This window comes from Arthrobacter sp. StoSoilA2 (assembly GCF_019977195.1).
GTDB lineage: Bacteria > Actinomycetota > Actinomycetes > Actinomycetales > Micrococcaceae > Arthrobacter.
On record NZ_AP024643.1, the window covers coordinates 408,807 to 419,836 of the forward strand.

Sequence of the window (11,030 nt, forward strand, 5' to 3'; positions counted from 1 at the left end):
GCATGCCCGCACATTTCAACCACACCATCATCGCGTCCATCGATCGCGCCGTCTCGGCCGGGTTCTACAGGTCCATCCTCGAAGCGGACGAAGCACCCGGTTGGGGACCCTTCACCAACCTGACCTTGGCTGGCGGCGTAATGCTCCAATTCGCTGAGCCCCCGGTCGAGATCCAGATGCAGCATTATGCCTTCCTCGTTGACGACCAGCATTTTGACCGTGCCTACCAGCGGCTGGTGAGTGCCGGCGTCGAGCATTGGGCGGATCCTCAGATGACCCGTCCAGGCGAGACCAATACGGAGCACGGTGGCCGCGGTGTCTATTTCAAGGACCCCTCTGGCCACGCGCTGGAGCTGATCACGAAGCCGTATTTCTAACGATGAAGCGGAAGCTGGATAGGGGGCCGCGGCGTGGAGGGCATCGCGAAGCGGGCACGGCCCCCTATCAAGCTTCCACCTTCGAGGCGCACCCTATCCGAACGTGAAGGAGTACGCCTGGATGCCCTGCGGGACCTTGACCTCGAGCTTGCCCTCGCGGATTTCGGGGTCGTCCACGATCTGATGTAGCGTGGGCGTCCCTGAGACCGCCACGGACGTGGTCTTGCCATCGCGGACAACATCGATCATGCCTTCACCACTGACCACGATGTACACCTGTTTGGCGTGGTAGTTCAGGGCAATAGAGGAGCCGGCGCCGGCAGGAGTTATGGATTGTGTTCCGAGATCCCACGAACCTTTCAAGGAAAAGCTGTCACCGGGCTGGTCTGCCGGTACTGTATACAGCCCAACCCCGGCTTTATAGGGTTCCGTGCCCGCATAGTTGACCTTCTTGGTGGTGCCCAAGTACGTCTCCGGAGTGGTGGCACCTGCTACCGGGCCGTCGTCGGACGCTTCAATGGGCGCGGGGAGCGCCGCTGAAGGGTTGGCCTCTTGCAGGAGTTTGCGGATCAGTTTCTCAGTGGTCTGGTAGCCGCCCTCGCCGAATTTGATGTGCCGGACTGTTCCCTCGGAGTCGATCAGGTAGTGGGCCGGCCAGTAACGGTTGCGGTAGTTGGTCCACGTGGACAGCGTGTTGTCGATGGCTACGGGGTATGTGATGCCCAGGTCCATCGCGCCGGACATGACGTTGCGGGTCTCTTTCTCGAACGCGTACTCGGGGGAGTGGATCCCGATGATTTCCAAGCCGGAGTCCTTGTACTTGCTGTACCAGTCCGTGAGGTGCGGAACGGAGCGCTGGCAGTTGATGCAGGAGTAGGCCCAGAAATCCACCAGGACCACCTTGCCCTTAAGGTCCTTCAAGTTCACGGCCTGGCCGCCAGGGGTGTTGAACCATTCCTGGATGCCCTTGATATCCGGCGCTATGCCGCACGATTCGAGCTCGGTGGCACCGTTGCTGCACTTGTCCAGTTCACGGTTTTGGTCATTTACCAGTCCACCAAGATCGAGGGCCTTCTTCACGGCCTCGTTGTCCTGAACCTGTTCTTGGAGTGTGGAGGTGTAGTCGGGCACTAGTTTCTGCAGGAGCTGGGGAAGGTTGAACACCAACCCGATTGCCAGGGCGATCATCATGATGCCACCGGCTATGCGGATCTTGCGCTGGTTCTTGCGAAACGCCTTGACCCGCTCTGCGACGCGACGCCCAGCCAGCGCGAACACCAACAGCGGAACGGCCGCCCCCACGGCAAATGTCAACGTGAGGACGATAGTTTCGGGGCCCACTTGTCCCGTGGCACCGGCCACGGCAATGGCGGCAAGCACTGGTCCTGCACAGGGGACATAGACGACGCCGAGCGCCAGTCCCAGCACCAGCCCACCGTTCTCAGTACCAACCTTTCGCTGCGGGATCCAGGAGAACGGCTTCTCCAGGATGTGCTGGAAGCGATCGAAAATCAGGCCGCAACCAATCAGCACCAGCACCACCAGCCCGATCCATCGAAGCAGGTCCTGCGGCAGGTTCACCAGGGTCAGCAGGAACGAACCAACCAGCGTAAAGGTGCTGAAGCTGATGACCAGGCCCAGGATCACCAGGTACGGGCGCAGGCCCGCCCGCCGTCGCTGCCTGGACCGGGTCTTAAGATCGACGGCGGATGGCGGCACCTCTGTTACCGCGGAGCTGGTTGGAGAGCCTTTGCGTGCACCCTGAACACCTCCGGAAAGAAAGATGACGGGCAGGACGGGCAGGATGCAGGGCGAGATACCTGTAATCAACCCGCCCAACAGGCCGATAAGTGCTAGTTGCAGCATTGCGTCTCCCAACGTTCGCCGGACCGGCCCTTAAGGGTGCCGACTCCGGATATCTGTAGGCAGTTCGGAGCCGCAGCCGCGATGGCTTGGTTTAAAAACTTTTTCAATCCGCACCCATCCACGCCGGTGCGACCTCCGAATAGCTGGTGAGGCACAAACCGCCGGCAACGCAGATGCAGCGCCGGGGAGCCAGTGCCCACACCCAATGGACCCAATGCCCTGGTTCCACGAACAAGGAGAATGACATGTTGTCCACAAAGCGCCCCGCCCTCGCCTTCGTTGGCCTCACTGCCGCCGCCCTTCTCGGACTCACCGCTTGTGGTGGTTCAAGCAGTTCCAGCACACCTTCGTCGTCGTCCGCCGCCCCGGAGATGACGTCCGCGGCACCGTCGCCGTCGGCTTCATCCATGACCAGTGCCGCCATGGATCCCGCGCGTGATCTTGTTGGCCCCGGCTGTGCCGGTTACGCCGCACAGGTTCCGGATGGTGCCGGTTCGGTAGTGGGAATGGCCCAGGACCCGGTGGCCGTTGCCGCTTCGAACAACCCGCTGCTTAAGACCCTCACTGCCGCTGTTTCCGGCAAGCTCAACCCGAAAGTGGATCTGGTCTCCACCTTGAACGGCAGTGAATTCACAGTCTTTGCACCTGTTGACGATGCTTTCGCAAAGATCGACCCCGCCACGATTGAAACGCTCAAGACGGACGATGCCCTGCTGAGCAAGATCCTCACCTACCACGTAGTCCCAGGCCAGCTGACTCCGGACCAGGTGGTCGGAACGCACAAGACGGTCCAGGGTGGCGAGGTGACGGTTGGCGGTAGCAAAGATGCCCTCACAGTTGACGGAGCCAACGTGATTTGTGGCGGCGTCCACACGGCCAACGCAACGGTTTACCTGATCGACTCCGTGCTGATGCCCAAGTAACCCGATGCCCAAGTAACCCGCCAGTCCGCAAACAAAAAGCAGGCGCCGGAATCTGTACTGCTCAGATTCCGGCGCCTGCTGTTTTGGGTCTGGAAATGAATGGTCAGCGCTTGCCCAGGTCGCTATCGACGTAGGAGCCCTGGACCGTGGCGGTGGTTCCACAAGTGCAACCACCGTCAACCTGGAGCTTGACCGTTACGGGTTTCGTTGCATCCAGGGTGAAGCTCACGGTGTCCCCGGAATCGCTGGAGACACGCAGGGTGCTTTGGTGTTCATGGGTTTGCGACATGGCGGGATACCTTACTTGTCGGTCGGCTGGGTGCGGGGAGGCTGAACCGTGGGGATGGTTCCGGTCGGAGTTCCCCCGGGACAGTCGGAATCCGGGCAGTCTTCCGCACACTCGTGCCTCGTGACCAGATCGAATTGAACGCCCCGATGTTGTTCCACGCCCGTACGAATCGCACGTTCAACTACGGATGTCGCCAAGCGCTTCCGCAGTGACAGAGGATCACGGCGCAGATCCTTCGTCAGGGCGAAACAGAGCAGCAGCATGACAATGACGAACGGCAGGGCGGCAACAATCGTGACTCTTTGGAGCCCGGCCAATGCCTCGGATGGTTCGTCGCCGCCGGCCAGGAGCATAACCGCTGCTACTGCACCGGTAAGGCTTCCCCAGAAGATCACTACTCCGCGGCGGGGATGTTCGGCTCCGTTGGAGCTGAGCGACCCCATGACGATGGAGGCTGCGTCGGCACCAGTGATGAAGAAGATTGCCACCAGCACCATGGCCAGCACGATCACTGCTGCGGTGGCCCAGCCGGGCATGCCCAGGTTCTTGACGAGATCGAAGAGTGCGCCGTCGAAATTGACGGAAGGCACGCCGTTGGTCATGGTCACCAGGCCGGGTGTGCCGGCCTTGTCAGCTTCCTGCTGGACATGGAAGGCAGCTCCACCGAAGATACCGAACCAGATAACGCTGACGATGCTTGGCACCAGCAGGACGCCGGTGACGAACTGGCGGATGGTCCGGCCGCGGCTGATGCGCGCAATGAACATGCCGACGAAGGGCGTCCAGGAGATCCACCAGGCCCAGTAGAAAATGGTCCAACTGGTCATCCAGCTACGCAATGCTTCGTCCCCGACCGCTTCGGTCCGGGACGACATTTCTGCCAGGTCCCTGGCGTAGTCGCCGATTGCGGAAGGGATCAGGTTGAGGATGAACAGGGTAGGGCCGGCAACAAAGACGATGATTGCCAGGACGACTGCCAGCACCATGTTGATGTTGGAAAGCCACTGGATACCACGGCTGATTCCGGAGACTGCTGATGCGACGAAGCAGAAGGTGAGGATGGCCACGATGACCACGAGTACCGGGGTGCCGATCTCGCCCACCCAGCCGTTGGAGGTCATGCCGCTGCCGATCTGAAGGGCGCCAAGGCCCAGGGAAGCGGCGGTACCGAACAGCGTGGCAAAGATGGCCAGGATGTTGATGAATTTCCCGAGGGGGCCTTCCACCATCCTGATGCCGAACAGCGATGTGAACGCTGCGGAGACCAGCTGCCTGCGGCCCAGGCGGTAGGTGCCGTATGCCATGGCAATGCCCACCACTGCGTACATGGCCCATGGGTGCAGGGTCCAGTGGAAGATCGAGGTGGCCATGGCAGTCTGAATGGCAGCAGGGGTGCGGCCGTCCACAGTGCCTGGTGGTGGCGAGATGTAGTGGTAGAGCGGTTCAGCCACGCCATAGAACATGAGCCCGATGCCCATGCCGGCGGCGAACATCATCGCTACCCAGGAGACAGTACGGAATTCCGGCTTCTCGCCGTCCTTGCCCAGTGGGATGTTGCCGAACTTGCCCAGCGCGAGCCAGAGGACGAAGACGACGAACAAAGAGGCAAGAACCATGAAGAGCCAGCCGGTGTATTCCATGACCCAGTTCAGGGCGCCTTTGGAAGATTCGGAAAGGCTGTCCCGGCCGACGAAGCCCCAGACCACGAAGGCGACGGCGATGGCGCCCGTGATTCCGAAGGTGACTTTGTCCAGCGTAAGTTTGCGGTTCCGGCGGGCGCTGACTGCCTGCTCGGTCCTGGCATGGCGCAGTTCTTCCAGGATCTGTGCGTATTCCTCAGTATCCGGGAGTGCTTCTGCGCCTTCGCCCTCATCGTCGAGGACTGCGGGGTTGGTTTCATCTGGGGAGACGCTGATGACGTCTCCAGGGTTCTCCAGACGGTTTGTCTTACGTGATGAGGGAGTGTCAGCCAGGTTATCGTTGGCGGGCAATTCCTCGGGAGTTAAAGGCTTTAAATCGCTATTTATAGCCATGAGCGGGTCCTTTGCTCGGCGAGTCATGGGCTTGGGTTTATACATGGCCCTGGAGGGTGGGGCCGGATGGAAGGTTGGGGGCTTCCTCCGGTTGGATGACCATGATGGTTGGAGCAGTATCGAGCCGCAGCGCCTCCCCGGGAGCGGGTTCACCAGTGGGGCAGGCCTTGCGCATGTGCACCTCTTTTAGTCGGGGAACGGGTTTCTGGTCGCTTTGGCTGAATCGCCTTCGTGCGTTTCGCAAGAATCAACAGTTCTCGCGCTAAGCAACAGAGTGCGCCCCGTCACGGGGCAATGTCAAGGTGTTTCTGTTCCATTTCGCGGCACCTTGACAGCGCCGCCGACATGCGCAGTCTGTTGCATATCGTGCCTACTGTTGCGTAACAAGCGATTTTCCCACCCAAAAATGGGCATGCTGATGCCAGCGGTTTGAAGCGTCGAGAAGCGGCCTGGCAGCGCCTAGCGGCGTCGGTAGCCCATTTTGGCGCTGATGGTGAAGCCAGCCTCACGGAGGGCGTCTATGAGCCCTGGGTGCTCCTCCGGGGCAAAGCGGAAGGCGGGGCCGGAGATACTCACCGCAGCGATGACATTGCCCATGTGGTTAAAGATGGGCACGGCTACCGCCGTCAGGCCGATCTCGAACTCTTCATGCACGACTGCGTAGCCGTTCCGTGCGACGTCGAGCAGCTGCTTCTCCAGCTCCGCGCGATTGGTGATGGTGCGGGGTGTGCGGGCAGGCAGGCCGACTGTCTTGAGGACCTGGTTCCGCTCATCGGCCGTCAGCGCGGCCAAAAGCACTTTGCCGCTGGACGTCGCATGCAGCGGGGTCAGGCTGCCCACCCAGTCGTAGGTGGCAAGCGTTGAGGGGCCCATGGCCTGATCCACGTTGACTGCGTAGTTGGACCGAAGCACGGCAAGGTTGACCGTTTCCTTGTACTCACCCGCAAGTGCTTCCAGTACTTCCCTGGCCTCGTGCACGACGCTCAGCCTGCCGGGGATGGAGGTCGCCAGCCGAAGGATTCCGAAGCCCAGCTGGTACTTGCCCCTCTCGCTGTTCTGCCGGACAAGCTCGCGGTTTACCAGCGAGCCCACAAGCCTGGACACCGTGGATTTATGGACGCCCATTTCGTCAGCGATTTCACTGACGCCGGCATCCCCTTCGCGTGCAAGGATTTCCAGGATTTGCAGCGCGCGGTCCACTGATTGGACGCCGCCGCCTTGGGCGTCTGCGTCCTTCTCGATGTCTGGATTGTTGCGTGGGGCCATGATGCCTCGTGTCGTTGTCCCAAGCAGGCGGCCGGGGCTGTAAAGCCCTGCCCGGCATGCTCCTCGTCTTTTCCTCATCCTAGTCCGACACGGACACGGGCCTTGAAACACGCGGGGAGTTTGTGCACAGCAAACGCACCCTATCGGCATCAACAGGGCTTTAGCTGCGTGCAAACGCGGAAAACGGGCGGTCAGAGCCCGGCGTAGACCTCCTCACGTGCTGCTTTGCGGGGGCGGATCAATCTGTCGCGTCCGGCGTAGACGTTGAGGCTGTGACCACGGCTGAAGCCAACCAGGGTCACGCCGGTCTCAGTAGCGAGGTCCGCGGCAAGGCTGGAGGGTGCGCTCACGGCTGACAGGACGGGGATGCCGGCGAGGGCAGCCTTCTGGACCAGCTCGAACGATGCACGTCCTGAAACCTGCAGGACCAAGCCCGTCAGGGGCAGCAGATCCTGGCGCAGTGCCCAGCCCACTACTTTGTCCACGGCGTTGTGGCGGCCCACGTCCTCCCGCAAACAGAGGAGCTCGGGGGTGGCGCCGTCCACCCTGAAGAGCCCGGCGGCGTGGACGCCACCGGTCCTGTCGAACACCGCCTGGGCTTCCCGGAGGCGCTCAGGCAGTTCGGCCAGGATGTCGACGGGAACCCGCAGCGGGTCCTGGGAGGGATCGAAATGAAGGGTCTTGCGGACGGCTTCGATGGAGTCCGTTCCACAGATGCCGCACGAGCTGGAGGTGTAGACGTGCCGCATGGTGTCCGGCATCTGCACGTCGGAGCGAAGCTGGGCCTCCACAACGTTGAAGGTTTGCGTTCCGTCCTTCTCGCCGGCACAAAAACGCAGGGAGATCAGCTCGGACTGGCTGCGGATGATGCCCTCGGACACCAGGAATCCGGCTACGAGGTCAAAGTCGTCTCCTGGAGTCCTCATGGTCACGGCGAAGGAGCGGCCGCCGATCCTGATTTCCAAGGGCTCCTCGGCGGCGAGGACGTCTTCCTTGAACCGCACCGGATATTCGGTACCTGTCCCGTCCAGATGGAAGCGGTGTATCTTCCGGCGCTGTGTCATCCGTGCCATGGTGCGTACCTTCCTGACAGGTTGGGGAAATCTGTGGTTGCTTGCGCCTGTGTCCAGGCGCTTGTCCAGGCGCTTGTCCAGGCGCTGGTCCAGCCGCTGGTCCAGGGCAGCGGCATGACCGGGACGGGTTCGCCTGCTTCAACTCCGCCAGGGGGAACGGCCATGAAACCGTCGGCCCAAGCCAGCCCGCGCATCATGCCAGGACCCGTGTGGGAAGCAGGAAAAGCGAGCCCGTGGACGAAGGTGCAGGGGATGAGTTGTGTCCGGCCAGGACCCGGATCGACGTCCGCCCCGGACGTGAGGTGGCCAGCTGTGCGGAAAGGCCTGTTTTGGAGGGCAGCGAGCAGTGGTTCGCCGATGGTCATGAGGGCCATCATTGCGGCCAGGGGGTTGCCTGGGAGGCCGATGATGAAGCGGCCGTCCGGGAGTTCAGCCAATACTGCAGGATGACCGGGGCGCATAGCGACGCCGTCGAGCAGTAGGCGCCCACCGAGCGCGGCCACTGCGGCGCGGAAGTGGTCAGTTCCGGATTTGCCGGTGCCGCCGGTGGTGATCGTGACATCCGGGTGTCCGCCTCCGGGCGGAGAGTCAAGTGCGGACAGCCACTCTTCGTATGAGTCGCCGATCCGTTGCTGGCCGCCTGGAATTCCGCCCAGCTGGGAAATCACTGCGCCGAGTTGCGGGCCGAAGGTGTCGCGAACCTGCCCCGCTGCCGGCACACCCGAGGTCACCACTTCGGAGCCGGTAAGCACGACGGCGACCCGCGGCTTGCGTTGCACCTGCAGTTCGTCGTGGCCTGCTACGGCAGCAAGGGCAATGTGGGCAGGATTAAGGAGTGTGCCGGAGGGCACGAGGACGTCGCCGGCCCGGGCTTCTTCACCGGCTGGCCGTATATGCCGGCCGGGGAGCGTCTCGCCGGGTTTCGCGTCGGGTCTCAGTGAGAGCTGCAGCCCGTATCCGGCGTCGAAGGCGTGTCCGCTCTCCTTCTGAAGTACCGCCACGGCACCTTCCGGAACCAGGCCACCGGTGGCAATAACGCTGGCTTGTCCCGGTGCCAGCGGCAGCCCCGGCGTCGTGATCTCCCACGGTCCTCCGCCATGAATGGCCCAGCCATCCATGGCAGAGGACGCGTAGTGCGGAAGGTCCTGGCACGCCGTCACATCAGTGGTCAGCACGTTTCCGATCGCGTCTGCCAGTGGTACAGACGCTGACGCAAGCGGAACAGCGCAATCGAAGGCCATCTGCCTGGCTTGGGACCACGTTGGGGCAGGCATCCGCTCGCAGGGCACGTGGGATGTTGGCGAAGTGCCGCAGAGAATTTCCTGCGCGAGCATGATGCCCCCTTCCTGGTGTTTGCGTGCTAAGCCTTCACGTAGCCGTTCGGGTTCAGTACGAACTTTGTTGCCGCACCGGCGTCGAACTCGGCGTAGCCGCGGGGAGCGTCCTCGAGGGGGATGGCTTGGGCATTGACTGCCTTGGCGATCTGGACCTTGTCGTGGAGGATGGCCATCATCAATTGGCGGTTGTACTTCATCACCGGGCACTGGCCCGTGGTGAAGGACAGGGACTTTGCCCAGCCGGTGCCCAGTGAGAGCGAGAGGGAGCCGTGCTTGGCTGCTTCATCGATTCCGCCCGGATCGCCCGTGACGTAGAGGCCCGGGATACCAAGGGAGCCGCCGGCTGCGGTGATGTCCATAAGGGAGTTCAGCACGGTGGCTGGAGCCTCGTGCGAGGCGTCCCTTCCGTGGCCCCGGGCTTCGAAACCAACCGCGTCCACGCCGCAATCCACTTCCGGCACTCCGAGGATCTGCGCGATCTGCTCCTTCGGGTCACCGTTGGAGACGTTGACGGTTTCACAGCCGAACGAGCGCGCCTGTGCCAGCCGGTCTTCGTTCATGTCGCCCACAATCACGACGGCGGCGCCAAGCAACTGGGCGCCGACGGCGGCAGCCAGACCCACAGGGCCGGCACCGGCGACGTACACCGTGGACCCTACGCCCACGCCGGCCGTAACGGCGCCGTGGAAGCCTGTGGGGAAGATGTCCGAGAGCATGGTCAGGTCCATGATCTTTTCCAGGGCCTGGTCGCGGTCCGGGAAGCGCAGCAGGTTCCAGTCGGCATAGGGAACCAGCACGTATTCGGCCTGTCCGCCTACCCAGCCGCCCATATCCACATAGCCGTAAGCGCTGCCCGGGCGGTCAGGGTTGACGTTGAGGCAGATCCCGGTCTTTTGCTCTTTGCAGTTCCGGCACCGGCCGCAGGAAATGTTGAACGGCACCGAGACGATGTCGCCCACCTTGATGAACTCGACGTCGGGACCCACCTCCACCACTTCGCCGGTGATTTCGTGGCCGAGGACCAGGTCCTGCGGGGCTGTGGTGCGGCCGCGGACCATGTGCTGGTCGGAACCGCAGATGTTGGTTGTCACCGTGCGGAGGATCGCGCCATGCGGTACCTTCCGGCCGACGTTGGCCGGGTTGACGCCCGGTCCGTCCTTGAGTTCGAACGTCGGGTAGTCAGTGTTGATGATTTCGACGACACCGGGTTCCTTGTAGGCGACTGCTCGGTTTCCAGACATGGACACTCCTTGGGCATGTGGTGATACGGAAAATGAATGCTGCCCAATTGCCCGAGAGCGGTGCTTCGATGAGGAAATACCTCCCCAGGTTTCAGGCCACCGAAGCACCATTCACGGACAATTGGACAGTTTTTTTCTTTGCTTACGGCCGGGCCGCGCCCTGAAGCTCTACTGCTGCTCCTGCGGACGCCACGGTGTGGTCGTTCTCTACCGTGCTGCCACTGACGCCGATCGCCCCGATTACAGTGCCGTCCTCCCCTCGCAGGGGGATGCCACCCGGGAACGTAATGAGTCCGCCGTTGGAGACCTCGATGTTGTACAACGGTCCCCCCGGCTGCGAAAGCTCGCCGATTGCGCCCGTGGGCATGTCGAAGTAGCGGGCGGTGCGTGCCTTCTTGATGGAGATGTCGATGCTGCCGAGCCACGCCCCGTCCATGCGGGTGAAGGCCTTGAGGTTGCCGCCGGCGTCCACCACGGCGATGTTCATTGCTGTTTCGGTTCCGCGCGCGGCGTCGCGCGCCGCAGCTAGTACAGCATCTGCTTGGACTTGGGTGATATCAGACATTGTTTCTCCATTGATAGATGTCTTCATGAGGGCAAATTGCTCTTGGTGGGCGCGGGCTCC

The 11,030-nt window shown here is 62.3% G+C and carries 11 protein-coding genes; 2 read left to right on the forward strand and 9 right to left on the reverse strand.

The window, feature by feature from the left end; translation table 11 throughout:
• Nucleotides 1–2: 2 nt before the first annotated feature.
• On the forward strand, nucleotides 3–377 hold the full coding sequence (locus LDN82_RS02025; protein WP_224166182.1) for a VOC family protein: 375 nt from the start codon (nucleotides 3–5) through the stop codon (nucleotides 375–377).
• A gap of 93 nt (nucleotides 378–470) precedes the next feature.
• Here the strand turns inward: LDN82_RS02025 and LDN82_RS02030 are convergent, their stop codons facing one another.
• Nucleotides 471–2,243 carry a cytochrome c biogenesis protein DipZ gene (locus LDN82_RS02030; protein ID WP_224166183.1) on the reverse strand — a complete coding sequence of 591 codons (1,773 nt, stop codon included), beginning with the start codon at nucleotides 2,241–2,243 and terminating at the stop codon, nucleotides 471–473.
• Between the two features lie 245 nt (nucleotides 2,244–2,488).
• Between LDN82_RS02030 and LDN82_RS02035 the strand changes: the two genes are divergently transcribed.
• Nucleotides 2,489–3,166, forward strand: coding sequence for a fasciclin domain-containing protein (locus LDN82_RS02035; protein ID WP_224095024.1), 678 nt, complete (start codon nucleotides 2,489–2,491; stop codon nucleotides 3,164–3,166).
• Nucleotides 3,167–3,269: 103 nt separating this feature from the next.
• Here the strand turns inward: LDN82_RS02035 and LDN82_RS02040 are convergent, their stop codons facing one another.
• From LDN82_RS02040 to LDN82_RS02075, 8 genes are all read right to left on the reverse strand, one after another.
• A complete protein-coding gene (locus LDN82_RS02040; protein WP_224166184.1) occupies nucleotides 3,270–3,455 on the reverse strand; it encodes a hypothetical protein in 186 nt (61 codons plus the stop codon).
• Between the two features lie 11 nt (nucleotides 3,456–3,466).
• Nucleotides 3,467–5,488, reverse strand: a complete 2,022-nt coding sequence (locus tag LDN82_RS02045) for a BCCT family transporter (protein ID WP_224095027.1) — start codon at nucleotides 5,486–5,488, stop codon at nucleotides 3,467–3,469.
• 37 nt (nucleotides 5,489–5,525) lie between these two features.
• Nucleotides 5,526–5,663, reverse strand: a complete 138-nt coding sequence (locus tag LDN82_RS02050; protein ID WP_224166185.1) for a hypothetical protein — start codon at nucleotides 5,661–5,663, stop codon at nucleotides 5,526–5,528.
• A 284-nt stretch (nucleotides 5,664–5,947) separates the two neighbouring features.
• Nucleotides 5,948–6,754 carry an IclR family transcriptional regulator gene (locus LDN82_RS02055; protein ID WP_224095032.1) on the reverse strand — a complete coding sequence of 269 codons (807 nt, stop codon included), beginning with the start codon at nucleotides 6,752–6,754 and terminating at the stop codon, nucleotides 5,948–5,950.
• Between the two features lie 191 nt (nucleotides 6,755–6,945).
• Nucleotides 6,946–7,827, reverse strand: a complete 882-nt coding sequence (fdhD, locus tag LDN82_RS02060) for a formate dehydrogenase accessory sulfurtransferase FdhD (protein WP_224166186.1) — start codon at nucleotides 7,825–7,827, stop codon at nucleotides 6,946–6,948.
• Nucleotides 7,815–9,101, reverse strand: coding sequence for a molybdopterin molybdotransferase MoeA (locus tag LDN82_RS02065; RefSeq protein ID WP_224167442.1), 1,287 nt, complete (start codon nucleotides 9,099–9,101; stop codon nucleotides 7,815–7,817). Before LDN82_RS02065 ends, fdhD begins: the two co-directional genes overlap by 13 nt.
• Before the next feature lie 86 nt (nucleotides 9,102–9,187).
• Nucleotides 9,188–10,405 (reverse strand): formaldehyde dehydrogenase, glutathione-independent, encoded by a 1,218-nt coding sequence (gene fdhA, locus LDN82_RS02070; protein WP_224095036.1) that lies wholly within the window; start codon nucleotides 10,403–10,405, stop codon nucleotides 9,188–9,190.
• A gap of 142 nt (nucleotides 10,406–10,547) precedes the next feature.
• Complete coding sequence (locus LDN82_RS02075; RefSeq protein WP_223947734.1) at nucleotides 10,548–10,970, reverse strand: heme-binding protein; 423 nt, start codon at nucleotides 10,968–10,970, stop codon at nucleotides 10,548–10,550.
• Between the last annotated feature and the right edge of the window lie 60 nt (nucleotides 10,971–11,030).

What these genes read in the sequence shown, in the direction of transcription:
- LDN82_RS02065 (WP_224167442.1), bottom strand. Translation starts at nt 9,101, where the DNA reads ATGCCTGCCCCAACGTGGTCCCAAGCCAGGCAGATGGCCTTCGATTGC.
- LDN82_RS02035 (WP_224095024.1), top strand. Translation starts at nt 2,489, where the DNA reads ATGTTGTCCACAAAGCGCCCCGCCCTCGCCTTCGTTGGCCTCACTGCC.
- LDN82_RS02050 (WP_224166185.1), bottom strand. Translation starts at nt 5,663, where the DNA reads ATGCGCAAGGCCTGCCCCACTGGTGAACCCGCTCCCGGGGAGGCGCTG.
- LDN82_RS02040 (WP_224166184.1), bottom strand. Translation starts at nt 3,455, where the DNA reads ATGTCGCAAACCCATGAACACCAAAGCACCCTGCGTGTCTCCAGCGAT.
- LDN82_RS02025 (WP_224166182.1), top strand. Translation starts at nt 3, where the DNA reads ATGCCCGCACATTTCAACCACACCATCATCGCGTCCATCGATCGCGCC.
- LDN82_RS02055 (WP_224095032.1), bottom strand. Translation starts at nt 6,754, where the DNA reads ATGGCCCCACGCAACAATCCAGACATCGAGAAGGACGCAGACGCCCAA.
- LDN82_RS02075 (WP_223947734.1), bottom strand. Translation starts at nt 10,970, where the DNA reads ATGTCTGATATCACCCAAGTCCAAGCAGATGCTGTACTAGCTGCGGCG.
- fdhD (WP_224166186.1), bottom strand. Translation starts at nt 7,827, where the DNA reads ATGGCACGGATGACACAGCGCCGGAAGATACACCGCTTCCATCTGGAC.
- LDN82_RS02030 (WP_224166183.1), bottom strand. Translation starts at nt 2,243, where the DNA reads ATGCTGCAACTAGCACTTATCGGCCTGTTGGGCGGGTTGATTACAGGT.
- LDN82_RS02045 (WP_224095027.1), bottom strand. Translation starts at nt 5,488, where the DNA reads ATGGCTATAAATAGCGATTTAAAGCCTTTAACTCCCGAGGAATTGCCC.
- fdhA (WP_224095036.1), bottom strand. Translation starts at nt 10,405, where the DNA reads ATGTCTGGAAACCGAGCAGTCGCCTACAAGGAACCCGGTGTCGTCGAA.